Source organism: Pseudomonas sp. Marseille-Q8238, from assembly GCF_965111915.1.
Genome location: NZ_CBCOPI010000001.1, coordinates 2,502,883 through 2,518,753 on the forward strand (window position 1 = coordinate 2,502,883; position 15,871 = coordinate 2,518,753).

A 15,871-nucleotide genomic window follows, 5' to 3' on the forward strand; every position below is an offset into this window, starting at 1 on the left:
TTACTCCTTGATGCGTCGACGCCAAGGCAAGGCGCGACGCAGATGGGCCAACGCCACGCGCAACGCCTGCGGTGCCGGCTCGGCCCCCGCATAGCGCTGGGCTTCGAACAGCTCGGCAAAGTGATTGATCTGCAGTGCCTGCCCTGGCAACTGCTGCGCTGCCCTCGATGCGAACGCACACACTCCCTCGGCGTTGTTCCGACGCAGCCCCTGGCGAGCCAGCAGGCGTTCGAAACGCTGCAACAGGCGTTGTTGTACATCCCGCTGGCGATGCCAGGGGCGGAACATGAAGAGTGCCACCAAGGCCAGCAGTGCAGCACCGCCTCCGACCAACAGCAGGGCGATGCGCGTCCAGTCGAGCTGCCCGAACCAACGCTGCAGGATCTGCAGCTGCTGCTCGCCCTTGTAGCCGAGCACCCAGCGCTGCCAGCCATAGTTGATGCTGTCCCAGCTCATGCGCAGGTTATTGATCCAGTCGATATTGCGGTAGCGCAACAGGGATAGCGGCGAATTCTGCAGAAAGCTCTGCTCCCCCTCCACGGCCTGTTCAAGGCCGTATTCGATACGCTCCGGCGCCACCTGGAAGGTTGGGTCGACACTGATCCAGCCCTTGTCAGGCAGCCAGTATTCAATCCAGGCGTGAGCATCGAACTGATGCACCGAGACATAGTTGCCAGCGCTATTCAGCTCGCCACCCTGGTAGCCGGCCACCACCCGTGCTGGGATGCCGGCGGAACGCAGGACGAAGGTCATGGCACCCGCATAATGTGCGCAGAAGCCCTTACGGGTGCGAAACAGAAACTCGTCGATGCTGTTCTGGCCCACTGGCGGCGGCCGCAGGGTGTAGCCATAAGGCTCCTGATTGAAGTGGCGAAGCAGGTTCGCGACCAGTTGCTCCGGCCCTTCGCTGCTATGGCGTAGCTCCTCGGCCCAGGCCCTGGTGCGCGGATCACCATTCCCTGGCAGTTGCAGCGCCCGCTGTCTGACTGAGTCAGGCAAGGTGGCCTGGCGTATGGCCTGCGGCCACGAAGTTACTGGGTACAGCAGGTTCTGCAGCACCGGTTTGCGGCTTTCCAGACGAAAATCGTTCATCTGCCGAATGCCGTCCTGGCTGCTCAAGCCTACATCCAAAGCAAACAACCAAGGCTTGCCGCTGGGTTGCATGACGATGCTGTAGTCCAGCGTATCGCCCTGCTTGCTCCACTGCACATCACCGGGCCGCCCATCCCAAGACGATTGCGCGCCTGTGGACTGTGACCAGCGGCGGCCATCGAAATGTTCCAGGGTCAGGGCACGCCAGTACAGATCGCGGCGCTCTGGCACGGCACCGGTAAAGCTGGCGCGAAACGCCAGTGCATCAGACTGACTGAGCTCGGCGATATCCGCCGGCGCCATGCTGTCGGAAAGCCCGGTAAAGGCCTTGTTCGGATTCGGCAAGCTCCACAACGGGCCCAGGCGGGGAAACAGAACGAACAGCAGCACCATCAACGGCAAGGCTTGCAGCAGCAGGACGCCCGCCAGCTTCAAGGTTGCCCGCGGACGTGTTGCCAGTGTGCTTTGCTGCAAGCCAATCAATGCTGCCAGCAAGGCAGTGATCGGCAGCAGGCTGTACAACGCAGCTAAAAGGTTGTCGTCGAACAGGTAGGCAGTCACGACCACGAAGAAACCGAGGAAGATCAACACCAACGCGTCGCGCTGGCTGCGCAGCTCCACCAATTTGAGGGTGAACATCGCCACCAGCAGCAAAACCCCGCCGTCCAGGCCGATCAGGCTGCCGCGGGAAAAGAAAACGGCCACACAGGTACCCAGCAGCAGCCCTACCCGTTCGAGGGCCGACGGAAAACGCGCACGCATGCGGAACACCTGAATTCGCCAGCCGGCGCAGACGCCCCACAGGCCAATGATCCACAGCGGCAGGTGCATCAGGTGCGGCAAAATCACCAGGACCTGCGCCACCAGCAACCAGATCAGGCTGATACGTGGAATCGTCTGGATCTGGCTCATGGCATGAGTCCGTAGAGGGCCAACGCGCGCAGACAGGCTTCCCGGTGCGTCTCGCCATAATCCGGCGCCAGCTCCATTCCTGGCAGACGCAGGCCATAAGCCTGTTGGCCGGCATCCAGTTGCAGCACCCAGTAGCACAGCAGGGACAGGCGCGTTTCCAGATCGCCCTCGACGCCTTGCAAGTCCAACCACAGGTCACGCCCGGCCAGTGCCGCGAAGTCCTTGACCAACAGCCCCTGGCCGCGCGAATAGGCCTTCCAGTGCAAACGGCGACGGTTGTCGCCTGGCTGGTAGGTTTTCAGTCCCTGGTAGTCATCGGCCCCCTGCCCCGTGGCGCGTACGCCTTCATCCTGCTCATCCGGACTGCCGCCGCTGGCCAGAGGCAAATCGCCGGCCAGTGGCCGTGGATAGACCAGCACGGCCTGATCGAGATCGACCCAACTCCAGGCCACCAGGATACCCAGGGGGAAACGACTCTCCACGCGCAGGCGCTGTGGGCGCAGCCAGCCACGTTGCTGCGCGGGCATGTCCAGCTCGCACTCGGATTGTCCGTTGGCCGGCACATCGACCATCTGCAGTGATGCAGGTGACCACCCCAGCGCCACGGCTTGGTGGGCACGGCCATCGCTTTCCAGGCGCACGCGAAAACGCGCCTGCTCGCCAACGAACACAGCACCGCTGATGCCTGCTTTGAGGATCAACCCGGTGAAATTGCGATAGGTATGCAGGATCGCCACGACGAACACCGAGGCGAGCAGAAAGGTCAGCCCGTAGGCCAGGCTGTTCTCGTAGTTGATTGCGGCCAGCAGCAGCAATATCAGCATCACGGAAAACGCCGCGCCGACCCGGTTGGGCATGATGAAGATGCGGCGCTGGTTCAGTTGCACCCGGGTTGCTGCCGGAATACGACGTGCCAGCCAGCGTGCCCAGCGGGAACGAATCACGCCGCGGGTCAAACTGCGGGCACCTCACGCAGCAGCCACTGCACCAGCGAACCGCCGCCGTGCCCGGCGGGATCGGCGCGCTCGCGCAGACGATGGCCAACCACCGAGGGCAGCACAGCCTGTACGTCCTCGGGAATCACGTAATCACGATTGGCCAGGAATGCCCACGCCCGTGCCGCAGCCAGCAAGGCCAGGCTGGCGCGTGGCGACAGGCCCCAGGCGAACTGTGGCTGGCTACGAGTGGCCTCGACCAGGCGCAGCACGTAATCGACCAGCGCATCGCTGGCCCGTATCTGTGGGATCAGCGCCTGGATCTCGGCCAACTCGGCATGCCCGAGCAAAGGCTGAAGCCTGGGCAGCAGGTCACGTCGTGCTTCGCCCAGTAGCAAGGCGCGCTCTGCAGCCTGGGCCGGGTAGCCCAGTGACAGGCGCATCAGGAAACGGTCAAGCTGCGACTCCGGCAAGGCGAAGGTACCGCCCTGGCTGACCGGGTTCTGCGTAGCAATGACGAAGAAGGGTTCCGGTAGCGGTCGGGTTGCCCCTTCGATGGTCACCTGCCCCTCCTCCATCGCCTCGAGTAAGGCACTCTGGCTTTTCGGCGTGGCCCGATTGATCTCGTCCGCCAGGACCAGCTCGGCAAAGATCGGCCCGGGATGGAAAGTGAACTGCCCGCTGTCCTTGTCGAAGACCGAGGTGCCGAGAATGTCGCCAGGGAGCAGATCAGAGGTGAACTGGATGCGTTGATAACTCAGCCCGAGAATGCGCGCCAAGGCATGGCTCAAGGTGGTCTTGCCCATGCCAGGCAAGTCTTCGATCAGCAAATGCCCCCGCGCCAGCAGGCAGGTCAGCGCCAGGCGAACCTGTGGCTCCTTGCCCAGCAGAATCTGATTCACCGCGTTCAGTACCGCATCCAGCTTGGTGCGCATGGGCCTCTCCTTCAGTCAGGCGCCCGATGCTACTGCGCGGCCAGCCAACGGCATAGCTCATGGAAAACTTTGTTGACGATTCAGACGACAAACCGTGGATCAGCGCACTACTCGGGACGTTTCATGCTGAAGGTCTGCAGGGTGCGGGTGTAGTCACTGCCGCTGAGACGCCCGACCAGATCCAGGCGCTGTGGGTCGATACGACTCGTTTCAGTCAGGACCGCGTCATCGATATGGGCAAGCAGCACTTCGGCAAAGATCAGGTGGCAATTGGGCGTGGCCCGCGGAAATGGCTGGATCTCCAGCAGGCGACATTCGAATGCCACCGGAGCCCCGGCAACCCGCAGCGGGCTTACTCGCACAGAAGGCGTTGTCGCGATGCCGCACTGGGCAAACTCGCTGACCTCTGGCGCCAGCACCGCAGCACTGGCATTCATCGCCTCGGCAAACTCGAAAGAGACCAGTTGCACGACCAGCTCGCCGGTGTCGCGCACATTGCGCAAGGTATCCTTGAGGCCACCATCGTCACGGTTGCTGACGTTGATCATCAGTGTCGCCGGATCATCACTGATGACCTGAAAGAAACTGAACGGAGCCAGGTTATCGACGCCCTCTGGCGAGCGACTGGATACCCAGGCGATTGGCCTGGGGGTGACCGTGGATGCCAGCCAGCGATAAGCCTGCGCTGCACTCAAACTGCTGAAATCGAGCTGCATGCAGCCTCTCTCCAAAGCGGCGGATCAACGTCCGGCGCGTGACTCGCGAATATAGAAACGGGCTTTCTCAGCCTTGCTGGTGCACCCCTCGAAGGCCTCGAATTGCTGCTGGGTCTTGGCGCCCGTCAGCAGGGAAAGCGCCTTGGAGTAGCTCACCGTGCCGGCAAAGCCTTCGGCCTTGGCGATATCCAGTTCACGCCAGGCGGCATCCAACTGGTTGCCACAACTGGTGCGGTATGACGTTTTCCCGGCACAGCCGGAAATGACCAGCGCCAACAGGGTCAGGGCAATCATTTTGTTCATGGTGGGGAACTCCAAGGCGGCAATGTCCGATATGGATGCCAGCCAGGCATAAAAGTGCCGGCAGCACAAAAAGCCAAGGCCTTTGATGTGCAACAACAGAGGTGCCTGAAGAATTCTAGCAAAGCCCGCCTTGGCGTGTGGCATGACCGCGCGTATGGTCTGCAAACCAATCGGGAGAGTGTGCATGAGCAAGAGAGTGGCCCTGGTCCTGGGCTCGGGTGGTGCGCGTGGTTATGCGCATATCGGCGTTATCGAAGAACTGGAAGCGCGAGGTTATGAAATTGGCTGTGTAGCCGGCTGCTCCATGGGGGCTGTGGTCGGGGGCATATACGCCGCCGGCAAGCTCGAACAGTACCGCGAATGGACAGAAAGCCTGGACTACCTCGATGTGCTGCGCCTGCTCGATGTCAGCTTTCGCCTGGGTGCCATTCGAGGCGAAAAGGTCTTCGGCAAGATCCACGAAATTCTCGGTGAGATCGATATCGAAAACCTGCGAATTCCCTACACCGCCGTTGCCACCGATCTCACCAATCAGCAGGAAATCTGGTTCCAGGAAGGTTGCCTGCACAAGGCCATGCGCGCCTCGGCAGCCATTCCGAGTCTGTTCACTCCGGTTATCCAGGGCAACCGCATGCTGGTTGATGGCGGCCTGCTCAACCCCTTGCCGATCGTGCCGGTAGTGGCCAGCCACTGTGATTTGATCGTTGCGGTCAACCTCAATGCCCTCAACCAGAAACAGTATCAGTTGCCGGTGATCGAGCGCCCCGCTGCCTTCAAGGGCCGTGTCGACCAATTGATGGGCTCCCTCAGCTCACGCCTGCCCTTCCTGAAACGGGAAAGTGCCGAAGCCCTGCTGCATGAGCATGAAGAAGAGGAAGGTGATAATCCCTGGCTGGAAAGCACGGCTCCGGCAAAAAAAGTCGCAGACGACGCGGTGCCCAACTCTGCCACCGACTCCAAGGTGGTCAGCGCTGTCGGGCCTGCCTCGCTGCTGGAACTGGTCAACCAGAGTTTCGAAGTCATGCAGACCTCTCTGGCGCAGTACAAGATTGCCGGCTACCCACCGGACATCCTGATCAACGTACCCCGTCGCGTCTGCCGCTTCTTCGAGTTCCACAAGGCACCGGAGCTGATTCAACTGGGCCGACAGATCGCCAGCGATACCCTGGACAGGTACGAACAGGACCATTCGTAGACCGTTGTATGTCGTACCGGCTGCGCTCCGCGATCATTCTCGGTGCGCGCCGCGCGCCCTAGATGACAAACCGTAAAAAACGCTCTAGATCGCCAGCAGGCGATAGCCGATTCCAGCTTCGGTGACGATGAAGCGCGGTGCCGCCGGATCGTCACCCAGCTTCTGCCGCAGATGCCCGACCACCACGCGCAGGTAGTGAGTATCGTCGACATGGCTCGGTCCCCAGATGTCCTTGAGCAGTTGCTGCTGGGTTACCACACGCCCCAGATGGCGGGCGAGCGTGCCCAGCACGGCGAACTCCTTGCGGGTTAGGCTGATCTCGACCTCATCCAGGCTGACCCGGCGATAAGCGAAATCGACGCGTAGTGCCCCGCTGGTAACCTGCGCTTCCAGGCGTTCGCCACCACTGGCCTGGCGCAACAGCACCCGCACCCGGGCAAGAAACTCCTGAATACCGAACGGCTTGGTCACGTAGTCATTTGCGCCGCCATCCAGGGCGAGCACTTTCTCGCCCTCGCTGGCGCGCACCGACAGCACCAGTACCGGCACCTGCGACCACTCGCGTAATTCGCGCAGCACCTGCTGGCCATCCATGTCCGGCAGGCCGAGATCGAGCACCACCAGGTCCGGCCGGGCCAATGCTGCCTGAGCCAGCCCCTCGGTCCCATTGGCCGCTTCCAGCACCTTGTAGCCTTGAGCGACGAGGCTGATGCGCAGGAACTTGCGGATCTGCGCTTCGTCGTCGATGACCAGAAGGGTCGGTTGGTTGGTCGTCATGCTGTCCTTCGTTCAAATAAAGAAGATCTCAGTCTTCCTCGAATTGTGGCTGTGGATGCAAGGGTAGATGCAGCGTCAGGGTCGTGCCCTTCCCATCCAGCCCTTCGCCCACCGTCACGCGGCCACCATGAGCACCGACCATGCCCTGGCAGATGGCCAGGCCCAGACCGGTCCCCTGCCCGCCCCGGTCGCCGCGGGCGGCGGTGTAGAACATATCGAAAATCTTTTCGCGCTCGCCGGCTGGAATCCCCGGCCCCTGGTCACTGACGGCAAAGCGCAGCTCTTCGACATCAGCACTCACCGCCACGCGCAGGCGGCCGTGACGGGGTGAGAAACGTGCAGCATTTTCCAGCACATTGACCAAGGCCTGTTCGATCAGCGCCGCGTGGACATAGAGCAGCGGTAGCTCGGCGGGTAGATCGGTTTGCACCTTCAATGGGGCCAATACCGGTCGCAGACGCTGCAGGGCGCTGGCGACTATGTCCACCGGCGCCACCCAGTCGCGGGCCAGCTTGAGGCCTCCGTGACCAAGGCGCGTCATGTCCAGCAGGTTCTGGATATAGCGATCGAGGCGCTCGGCTTCGTCGCGCGTCCCCTCCAGTAGATCGCGACGGTCCTCCGGCGGGATCACCTCACCGAGCGACAACAGGCTGTCGATGGAACCGCGCATGGCGGTCAATGGCGTGCGCAAGTCGTGTGAGACGGAGGCCAGCAACGCAGTACGTAACTGCTCGGTCTCGCCATGCAGGCGCGCAGCCTCCAGTTCCTCGGCCAGTTGCGCGCGGGCCAGGGCCTGGGCCAGCGGCTGGCCGAGAGCGGACAGCAGGCGCCGCCGTTCGCCGGGCAAGGGGGTGCCGTCGCGCGGGCTGACGCCCAACAGTGCCAGCGGCCCTTCTTCGCCAGACAATGGCAACCACCACCAACGCCCGCTGGGCAATGTATCGGTGCCCAGACCGGCCGGCTGGTCGTGCTGCCAGGACCAGTCCGCCGCCGCACGCTCCTGATCGGCCAGCAGACGTTGCACCCCGGCCTCGACCTTCCATACGCCGTCACGGCTGCGCGCCAACACACACACTTCGATGTCACTCCACGTACCGAATTGCTGGGCCGCTACGCTCAGCACCGCCTGGCGATCGGTAGCGGCGGTGAGTTTGCGCGACAGATCGAGCAACGCCGTGGTCTCGGCCTGGGTAGCGCGCAGGGCCTGGAGTTGCCGCCGCTGGCGCGAGGCCAGGTTGCCGGTAAGGCCGGCCATCAGCAGGAAGAACAGCAGGGTCAGCACGTCCTCCTGGCGGGCGATGGTGAGGGAGAAGTTCGGTGGAATGAACAGGAAGTCATAGGCCAGGAACGACAGCCCAGCGCAGAGCAGTGCCGGACCCAGGCTGCTACGCACCGCGACCAGCAGCACGGCGGCGAGAAACACCATGGAGATATTCGGCAGCGCCAGCACCTGGTAAGCGCCCCAGGCCAGGGCGCTGGCCGTCAAGGCTGCAGCCAGCGCCAAGCCATAGTCACCCAGGGGCAACGGATGACGTGCACGCGCGGTGGCCGGACGCGCGTCGACATCGGTGTCCAACACGCTGACCTCAAGCCCCTCGGCCAGCCGCAGCAGGCGCTCGGCCACTCCACGCCCCAGCCAGCGACGCCGCAGACGCTGCCGGCTGCGCCCTACCAGCAGCACACTGGCACGGCGCTCACGGGCATGTTCGATCAGGGTGCTGGCGACGCCCTCGGCGCGCAGCGTGACCACTTCGCCACCCAGGCGCTCGGCCAGTTGCTGGGCAGCTTGCAGGCGCGCGCGCGCTTCTTCACCGAGCACGCCTCCGGTATCCACGTACACCAGGCTCCAGGGCAGGTGACGGCGTTCGGCCACCCGGCAGGCGTGACGCACCAGACGCTCGGCCTGCTCACTGCCGTCCACGCCCACCAGCAAGCGGCCACGCACGGTGGGAGCCTCCTGCCCCTGCTGGCGATAGCGACGGTTGAGGTCGGCATCGACCCGCGCAGCGGCGGTCTGCATGGCCAGCTCGCGCAGTGCAGTGAGGTTGGTCTGGGAGAAAAAAGCGTCGATGGCCGCGCGCGCCTGCTCGGGCACGTAGACCTTGCCTTCGCGCAGACGCTCGAGCAATTCGCGCGGCGGCAGGTCGATCAGGAGGATTTCATCGGACTCTTGCAGCACCCAGTCCGGCAGGGTTTCGCGCACTTGCACGCCGGTGATGTCGAGTACCTGGTCATTGAGTGCTTCGAGGTGCTGGACGTTGACCGTGGTGTAGACGTCGATACCGGCAGCGAGCAGTTCCTGCACGTCTTGCCAGCGCTTGGCGTGGCGGCTGTCCGGGGCATTGCTATGGGCCAGCTCGTCCACCAGCACCAGCTTCGGCGGTGCGGCAAGAATGCCGTCGAGGTCCATCTCGGTCAGCGGCACGCCTCGGTACTCCAGGCGTCGCAACGGTTGCTGCGGCAGGCCGGCAAGCATCGCCTCGGTCTCGGCGCGGCCGTGGGTCTCGACCACGCCGACACGCAGGTCAACGCCCTGGCGCAACTGCGCCTGCGCCGCCTGCAGCATGGCGAAGGTCTTGCCCACCCCGGGCGCGGCACCGAGGAAGACCTTCAGCCGGCCTCGCCCAGCGCGCGGCAACTCGGCCAACAATGCATCAGCACGGCCGGCATCGCTCATTCAGGCATCCTGTGCAACTGCAGGTTGAGGGCAAAAACATTGACCACTGCGGGGCCAACCAACGGGCGCTCGGCCTGTTGTTCCACCAGTCGCTCCAATGTGGCAGCAGGAATCCCGCGTGCTTCGGCGATACGCGGGATCTGGTAGCGCGCAGCAGCCAGTGGCAGATGCGGGTCGAGACCACTGCCGGACGTGGTGACCAGTGCCATGGGTACCGGCCCCTGCCCTGCGCTGGCCAAGTTGGCGGCGTCCTTGGCGATGCGCTCGGCCAATGCCGGGTTGCTCGGTGCCAGGTTGCTCGCGCCACTCGAGACCGTGGCGAAATCGGCAGCGGATGGACGTGGCTGAAACCATTGCGGACCTTCCAGCTTCTGCGCCAGCAGCAGGCTGCCACGCACCTCACCGTTGGCATCGCGCACCAGGCTGCCATTGGCCTGTTCGGGGAAGGCCAGTTGGGCGATACCGGTAACGGTCAGCGGGTAGGCAACGCCAGTGATCAGGGTCATCAGGGCCAGCAGACTCAGGGCGGGACGGAGTTGCGTAAGCATATGCAGTTCCTCGAATTAAATCCCCTCCCCGTGGAGAGGGGTGAGAGCGCGTCACACCAGGTGCAAAGCAGTCAGCAACAGGTCGATCAGCTTGATGCCGATAAAAGGCGCGACGATGCCGCCCAGTCCGTAGATCAGCAGGTTGCGGCGCAGCAGGCTGGCAGCGTCGGCGGCCTGCACGCGTACGCCGCGCAGGGCCAGGGGAATCAACACGATGATGATCAACGCGTTGAATACGATGGCCGAGAGAATGGCGCTCTGCGGGCTGTGCAGGTGCATCAGGTTGAGCACACCCAACTGCGGGTAGATGCCAGCGAACAGCGCCGGAAGGATGGCGAAGTACTTGGCGATATCGTTGGCCACCGAGAAGGTGGTCAGCGCACCTCGGGTTACCAACAACTCCTTACCCACCTGCACCACGTCCAGCAGCTTGGTCGGGTCTGAGTCCAGGTCCACCAGGTTGGCCGCCTCGCGGGCTGCCTGGGTACCGTCGTTCATCGCCAGGCCAACGTCGGCCTGGGCCAGTGCCGGCGCGTCGTTGGCACCGTCACCGCACATGGCGACCATCTTGCCCTCGCCTTGCTCCTGGCGGATGCGCGCCAGCTTCTTCTCTGGCGTGGCTTCGGCAATCACGTCATCCACGCCCGCCTCGGCGGCAATGGCCGCGGCAGTCAGCGGGTTGTCGCCGGTAACCATCACGGTGCGAATGCCCATCTGCCGCAGCTCGGCGAAGCGCTCACGGATGCCGGGCTTGACCACGTCCTTGAGATGGATGCCGCCCAACAGCTTGCCGTCGGCCGCCACCAGCAACGGTGTGCCACCGCTCTGGGCGATCTTGTCGATCTCGCGGGACAGGTGCTCGGGCATCTCGGCACGGCTGATGCCAACCCAGGCCAGCACCGCGTCCACTGCACCCTTGCGGTAACGGTGACCGTTCCAGTCGACACCGGATAGGCGCGTCTCGGCGCTGAAGGCGATGGCGGTCACCTCGTTGCGAGCCGGCTCAACCATGACGCTGAGGGCGCGCAGGTACTCGACGATGGACTTGCCTTCGGGCGTATCGTCGGCCAGGGAGGCCAGCAGCGCAGCGTCGGACAACTCCTTGCCGCTGACGCCCGGCGCCTTGACCAGCGCGCTGCAGCGGCGATTGCCGAAGGTGATGGTGCCGGTCTTGTCCAGCAGCAGTACGTGCACGTCCCCCGCCGCTTCCACCGCACGGCCGGATTTGGCGATGACGTTGAGGCGTACCAGGCGGTCCATGCCGGCGATACCGATGGCCGAGAGCAGCCCGCCAATGGTGGTGGGAATCAGGGTCACCAGCAGCGCCACCAGGTACACCAGCGGCAGGTCACCGCCGGCGTACCGGGCAAAGGGCTGCAACGTGGCCACCACCAGCAGGAAGATCAGCGTCAGGCCGATCAGCAGGATATCCAGCGCCACTTCGTTGGGCGTCTTCTGGCGCTTGGCACCTTCGACCAGGGCAATCATCCGGTCCAGGGTCGACTCACCCGGGTTGGCGGTGATCTTCACCAGCAGCCAGTCGGATACCACCCGGGTGTTGCCGGTGACGGCCGAGCGGTCGCCACCAGACTCGCGGATTACCGGCGCGGACTCGCCGGTGATGGCCGCCTCGTTGACCGCGGCGATGCCTTCGATCACTTCGCCATCACCGGGGATCAACTCACCGACCTCGACCCGCACCCTGTCGCCACGCCGCAAGCTACTGGCGGCCACCGTCTCGAACTGCCCGGTGGCAGTGCGGCGGCGTGCGCTGAGGCCTTGGCTGCCCGCCTTGAGGCTGTCGGCGCGAGCCTTGCCACGGCCTTCGGCCAGGGCTTCGGCGAAGTTGGCGAAGAGCACGGTGAACCACAGCCAGAGGGCGATCTGCAGCGCCAACCCGACCGACACTGCCGGGTTAGGGATAAAGCACAGCACGGTGGTGACCACGGCAGTCAGTTCGACCACCAGCATCACCGGCGAGCGCTTCAGCTGGCGCGGATCGAGCTTGGCGAAGGCCTGCAGCAGCGCCGGCTGCCACAAGGCAGCGAAGGCGGTACGTGGTGGTTGTGGCTTGGCGCTGTTCTTCAGCGCCGGGATGGGGGCGTTCATATGGTTCTCCCTTAGAGGCCCTGGATCAGCGCAAGGTGTTCGGCAATCGGCCCCAGGGCCAGTGCCGGCAGGAAGGTCAGACCACCCACCAGGAGGATGGTCAGGGTCAACAGCGTGACGAACAGCGGGCCGTGGGTGGGGAAGCTGTTACCACCCAGTGGTGCGCGTTTCTTCGCCGCCAGGCTGCCGGCGATAGCCAGCACCGGAAGGATGTAGCCAAAGCGCCCGAGGAGCATCGCCAGGCCGATCATGATGTTGTGGAACGCTGTGTTGGCACCGAAGCCGGCGAAGGCCGAGCCGTTGTTGGCGGTGCCCGAGGTATAGGCATAGAGCGCCTGGCTGAAACCGTGGGCGCCGGGATTGCTGATGGACGCCGCCGGGCCTGGCAGGCTCACCGCCAGGGCGCAGAACACCAGCACACCCACCGGCATCACCAGCAGGGTCGCCACCAGCAGCCGTACTTCGCGGGCTTCGAGTTTCTTGCCGAGGTATTCAGGGGTGCGGCCGATCATCAGGCCGGCGAGGAATACCGCAATCAGCACGAACAGCAGCATGCCGTAGAGCCCTGCGCCGACACCGCCGAAGATCACCTCGCCAAGCATCATGTTGAACATCGGAACCATCCCGCCGATGGCGCTGAAGCTGTCATGCATGGCGTTGACCGAGCCGTTGGACGCGGCCGTAGTCGTCACCGCCCAGAGCGATGACGCGGCGATGCCGAAGCGGCTCTCCTTGCCCTCCAGGGAACCCACCTGCTCGATGGGTAGCGCAGCAAGGGCCGGGTTCGGCTGGTACTCGCTGTAGAGGGTTACACCCAGGCCAATGACGAACAGGATCAGCATGGTCGCCAGTAGCGCACGGCTCTGGCGCAGGTCCTTCACGTAGTGACCGAAGGTGAACACCAGCGCTGCCGGGATCAGGATAATCGAGGCCATTTCCAGCAGGTTGCTCCATGCGCTGGGGTTCTCGAAGGGGTGCGCCGAGTTGACGCCGAAGAAGCCACCGCCGTTGGTGCCGAGCTGCTTGATCGCGATCTGACTGGCCGCAGGGCCCAATGGGATCACCTGGTCGGTCCCGCCCAGGGTATGGGCGCTGACGTAGTCGATGAAGGTTTGCGGTACGCCCTGCCAGATCAGGAACAGCGCCAGTAACACGCACAATGGCAACAGCGCATAGAGGGTGCCGCGAGTCAGGTCGACCCAAAAGTTGCCCAAGGTGCTGGTGCTGCGGCGGACGATGCCACGCGCCAGGGCTACCAGCACGCAGAGGCCGACGGCGGCGCTGACGAAGTTCTGCACGCCAAGGCCAACCATCTGGCTGAAGTAGCTCAGGCTCGCCTCGCCGCTGTACGCCTGCCAGTTGGTGTTGGCGACAAAGCTCACCGCCGTGTTGAAGGCCAGGGTCCATTCCAGCCCCGGCAGCTTTTGCGGGTTCAGCGGCAGCACGCCTTGTAGCATGAGGATCGCGAACAGCAGCACCAGGCCAGCAGCATTGAAGGCCAGCAGCGCGACGGTGTAGGTCTTCCAGTCCTGCTCACTGTGCTGATCGACGCCCGCAATGCGGTAGCAGAAGCGCTCCACCGGAGCGAAGAGTGGCGTGAGTAAGGTGCGCTCACCTTCCATGGCACGATAGATGTAGCGCCCGATAAAGGGGGCCGGTACCAGCACCAGCATGAAGAAGGCCAGAATCAGGCCGTAATCCTGTACGTGCATGACGCCCCCTAGCTGCGCTCGGCGCGCAACAACGCGACCAGCAGGTAGATGAAAAGCCCCGTGGCCAATGCCAGGGACAACCCGTCGAGAATGCTCATGACTGTCGCTCCGAGATGCGGACGGCGCCGCTTTGGAGGCATTTTCGGCAGGAGGGGCGTAAAGGAACGAGACGGACGCAGGGCCCAAGGCATAAAGAAAACGTAAAGAAGCGGCTGCTGAATGCAAAACGGCCGGCTGCCCACTCAAGTGGGACAGCCAGCCGTTTTCGTTGCATACAGGTTCCGGGGTTACTGAGCCCTCAGGCTACCCGGCAAGACCGTATGGATTGTTTTACTCCGCAGCCTGTCCTGGCAGACCACCACTCAGGCCGCCGGCCATGGCCATGACCATGCTGGCGAACTGTTCGACGCTCATTTTCTGGCCGTTGAAGTCCACCTGTTCATCGGCGTAACGCAGGGTGGAGACGATGTCGCTGCCTTCCAGCTTGGCCAGTTGAGTAGCTACCGCCATGCCACTGGCCATTTCGCTGACCATGGATGCCTGCTGGGCTACCGCCACCTGATCAGTCTCGCCGTTGAGCGCAGCCTGCACGCTGATCACATCACTGATCATCGGCTTGGAAACCACCAGCTTGGCGTTCAATTCACCAATCAATTGCTGGACCAGCACCGGTGTCGGCAGATCGAGCGACTCGGGCTTGTTGAGATCCAGCGACAAGGCGAAATGGCTTTCGCCGCTGGCCGTCTTGAGCAAGAACTTATCCAGAGCAATATGGGGTTTTGCGGCCAGCAACTTGTCGACGTCGGCCAGCAATTGCACCCTCTCCGCCTCGCTCAAGGCATCCGCATCGGCACTCACTGCCTGCTGCGATTGGAATTTGCTCTCGTAGAGGCTGATCAGCGACTGCAATGCCGGGATGTCCAGGTTGTTGAAGCTCCAGAGCACCTGTGCGCCACCGATGTCCTTGCCGTTGTAGCTGATCATGCCGATGTCATAGCTGCCACGGCCGACCAGGTTGCTGCCAGTTTCTTCCAGCGTGTCACGCTGATTGAGGTCTTTGAGCAGCCACGGCGACTGGTCAGCGAGGGTGAGTGCGGCGCTGTCGACGTTCACATCGGTGCTGCCCAGGTATAAACCGGAACCACCCTTGAAGCGATCGCTGTCCAGGGTCAAACCGCGCAGCTCCATCAGTACCGGCTGCTTGTTCTCACCCGTGACGGACAGTGCCAGGCTGGCCATGCTGCCACCGATACGAACCTTCTCTGCCTCAGCACTGGAAACCACATCGATGCTCATGCCCGAGAATTTGACGGCACTGGTTTCATCCAGCGCGCCATCGAGCGGCAACAGTTCGATGGTGCTGGTCGTCCCACGGTCATAACCCAGGCTCGCCTGTCCCTTGAGCGGCGACTCACCCTTGGCTAGCGCAAACCATTTTTCAGTGAACTCATTCTTTTCGAGCGCAAAGTTGCTGGTGACCATGACCGGCATCAGCTTGCCTGACTTGAGGCGCGACAGCGGCAGTGGGCCGTGTTCGATATGGTCGACGAACAGCAGTTCGAGGTTTTCCTCGCCCTTGCCAAGGCCTGGGCTCTCGGCCTTCAGACGGTAATGTGCCGTGCTGGTGAAGAGGTTTTTCTCCAGCGAGACCAGCTCCAGCGTGACGCTGCCATCGAAGCCGATCAGCGCTCGCTTCATCTGCTGGTTGGCCTCCTCGGTAGCGGTGCGCAGTACACCATCCAGTTGATTGCCGGTGAACCACGCCCCGGCTGTGGTCAACGCGCCGGCGGCCACGATGAGGCCTACAGCGATTCCTGCTGACTTTTTCATGAGTCTGTCCATTGTATTTATATGTTGTTTGTCTTCCCTGCACCGTGACCGACCTGACTCACCACCGGTGTGCCAGTCCATCAGGCGTTTCGCTGCAGGCGAGTAAGCCGTGGTAACCACGGCTTATCTC

At 63.3% G+C, this 15,871-nt stretch carries 13 protein-coding genes; 1 reads left to right on the forward strand and 12 read right to left on the reverse strand.

All coding sequences use genetic code 11. From position 1 onward, the window contains the following. The 5 genes from ACWPW0_RS11605 to ACWPW0_RS11625 form a co-directional block, all read right to left on the reverse strand. Entirely contained in the window at window positions 1-2,004 is a 2,004-nt protein-coding gene (locus ACWPW0_RS11605) for a transglutaminase TgpA family protein (RefSeq protein ID WP_454255401.1), read from the reverse strand. Continuing rightward, window positions 2,001-2,948 (reverse strand): DUF58 domain-containing protein, encoded by a 948-nt coding sequence (locus ACWPW0_RS11610; RefSeq protein ID WP_454255402.1) that lies wholly within the window; start codon window positions 2,946-2,948, stop codon window positions 2,001-2,003. Before ACWPW0_RS11610 ends, ACWPW0_RS11605 begins: the two co-directional genes overlap by 4 nt. 8 nt (window positions 2,949-2,956) lie before the next feature. Beyond that, window positions 2,957-3,874, reverse strand: a complete 918-nt coding sequence (locus ACWPW0_RS11615) for an AAA family ATPase (protein WP_447591623.1) — start codon at window positions 3,872-3,874, stop codon at window positions 2,957-2,959. A gap of 107 nt (window positions 3,875-3,981) precedes the next feature. Then, on the reverse strand, window positions 3,982-4,590 hold the full coding sequence (locus ACWPW0_RS11620; protein WP_454255403.1) for a flavin reductase family protein: 609 nt from the start codon (window positions 4,588-4,590) through the stop codon (window positions 3,982-3,984). Window positions 4,591-4,614: 24 nt separating this feature from the next. Beyond that, window positions 4,615-4,893, reverse strand: a complete 279-nt coding sequence (locus ACWPW0_RS11625) for a hypothetical protein (RefSeq protein WP_454255404.1) — start codon at window positions 4,891-4,893, stop codon at window positions 4,615-4,617. Between the two features lie 184 nt (window positions 4,894-5,077). Between ACWPW0_RS11625 and ACWPW0_RS11630 the strand changes: the two genes are divergently transcribed. Further along, a complete protein-coding gene (locus ACWPW0_RS11630; RefSeq protein ID WP_454255405.1) occupies window positions 5,078-6,088 on the forward strand; it encodes a patatin-like phospholipase family protein in 1,011 nt (336 codons plus the stop codon). An 84-nt stretch (window positions 6,089-6,172) separates the two neighbouring features. Here the strand turns inward: ACWPW0_RS11630 and ACWPW0_RS11635 are convergent, their stop codons facing one another. From ACWPW0_RS11635 to ACWPW0_RS11665, 7 genes are all read right to left on the reverse strand, one after another. Next, window positions 6,173-6,865 carry a response regulator gene (locus tag ACWPW0_RS11635; RefSeq protein WP_454255406.1) on the reverse strand — a complete coding sequence of 231 codons (693 nt, stop codon included), beginning with the start codon at window positions 6,863-6,865 and terminating at the stop codon, window positions 6,173-6,175. Between the two features lie 28 nt (window positions 6,866-6,893). Further along, window positions 6,894-9,542: a DUF4118 domain-containing protein gene (locus ACWPW0_RS11640; protein ID WP_454255407.1), complete on the reverse strand. Its 2,649-nt coding sequence runs from the start codon at window positions 9,540-9,542 to the stop codon at window positions 6,894-6,896. Beyond that, window positions 9,539-10,090, reverse strand: coding sequence for a potassium-transporting ATPase subunit KdpC (gene kdpC / locus ACWPW0_RS11645; protein ID WP_454255408.1), 552 nt, complete (start codon window positions 10,088-10,090; stop codon window positions 9,539-9,541). The genes ACWPW0_RS11640 and kdpC overlap by 4 nt, the downstream gene beginning before the upstream one ends. 51 nt (window positions 10,091-10,141) lie before the next feature. Then, the gene (gene kdpB, locus ACWPW0_RS11650) at window positions 10,142-12,199 is read right to left on the reverse strand and encodes a potassium-transporting ATPase subunit KdpB (protein WP_454255409.1); all 2,058 of its coding nucleotides are present in this window, start codon (window positions 12,197-12,199) and stop codon (window positions 10,142-10,144) included. Window positions 12,200-12,210: 11 nt separating this feature from the next. Continuing rightward, window positions 12,211-13,911 (reverse strand): potassium-transporting ATPase subunit KdpA, encoded by a 1,701-nt coding sequence (gene kdpA / locus ACWPW0_RS11655; protein ID WP_454255410.1) that lies wholly within the window; start codon window positions 13,909-13,911, stop codon window positions 12,211-12,213. An 8-nt stretch (window positions 13,912-13,919) separates the two neighbouring features. Next, a complete protein-coding gene (locus tag ACWPW0_RS11660; protein WP_447591605.1) occupies window positions 13,920-14,009 on the reverse strand; it encodes a K(+)-transporting ATPase subunit F in 90 nt (29 codons plus the stop codon). Window positions 14,010-14,241: 232 nt separating this feature from the next. Continuing rightward, on the reverse strand, window positions 14,242-15,741 hold the full coding sequence (locus ACWPW0_RS11665; protein ID WP_454255411.1) for a YdgA family protein: 1,500 nt from the start codon (window positions 15,739-15,741) through the stop codon (window positions 14,242-14,244). Window positions 15,742-15,871 lie beyond the last annotated feature (130 nt).

Excerpts from the sequence above, each read along its gene's own strand:
- ACWPW0_RS11605 (WP_454255401.1), bottom strand. The coding sequence starts at position 2,004 with ATGAGCCAGATCCAGACGATTCCACGTATCAGCCTGATCTGGTTGCTG.
- ACWPW0_RS11615 (WP_447591623.1), bottom strand. The coding sequence starts at position 3,874 with ATGCGCACCAAGCTGGATGCGGTACTGAACGCGGTGAATCAGATTCTG.
- ACWPW0_RS11620 (WP_454255403.1), bottom strand. The coding sequence starts at position 4,590 with ATGCAGCTCGATTTCAGCAGTTTGAGTGCAGCGCAGGCTTATCGCTGG.
- ACWPW0_RS11625 (WP_454255404.1), bottom strand. The coding sequence starts at position 4,893 with ATGAACAAAATGATTGCCCTGACCCTGTTGGCGCTGGTCATTTCCGGC.
- ACWPW0_RS11630 (WP_454255405.1), top strand. The coding sequence starts at position 5,078 with ATGAGCAAGAGAGTGGCCCTGGTCCTGGGCTCGGGTGGTGCGCGTGGT.
- ACWPW0_RS11635 (WP_454255406.1), bottom strand. The coding sequence starts at position 6,865 with ATGACGACCAACCAACCGACCCTTCTGGTCATCGACGACGAAGCGCAG.
- ACWPW0_RS11640 (WP_454255407.1), bottom strand. The coding sequence starts at position 9,542 with ATGAGCGATGCCGGCCGTGCTGATGCATTGTTGGCCGAGTTGCCGCGC.
- kdpC (WP_454255408.1), bottom strand. The coding sequence starts at position 10,090 with ATGCTTACGCAACTCCGTCCCGCCCTGAGTCTGCTGGCCCTGATGACC.
- kdpB (WP_454255409.1), bottom strand. The coding sequence starts at position 12,199 with ATGAACGCCCCCATCCCGGCGCTGAAGAACAGCGCCAAGCCACAACCA.
- kdpA (WP_454255410.1), bottom strand. The coding sequence starts at position 13,911 with ATGCACGTACAGGATTACGGCCTGATTCTGGCCTTCTTCATGCTGGTG.
- ACWPW0_RS11660 (WP_447591605.1), bottom strand. The coding sequence starts at position 14,009 with ATGAGCATTCTCGACGGGTTGTCCCTGGCATTGGCCACGGGGCTTTTC.
- ACWPW0_RS11665 (WP_454255411.1), bottom strand. The coding sequence starts at position 15,741 with ATGAAAAAGTCAGCAGGAATCGCTGTAGGCCTCATCGTGGCCGCCGGC.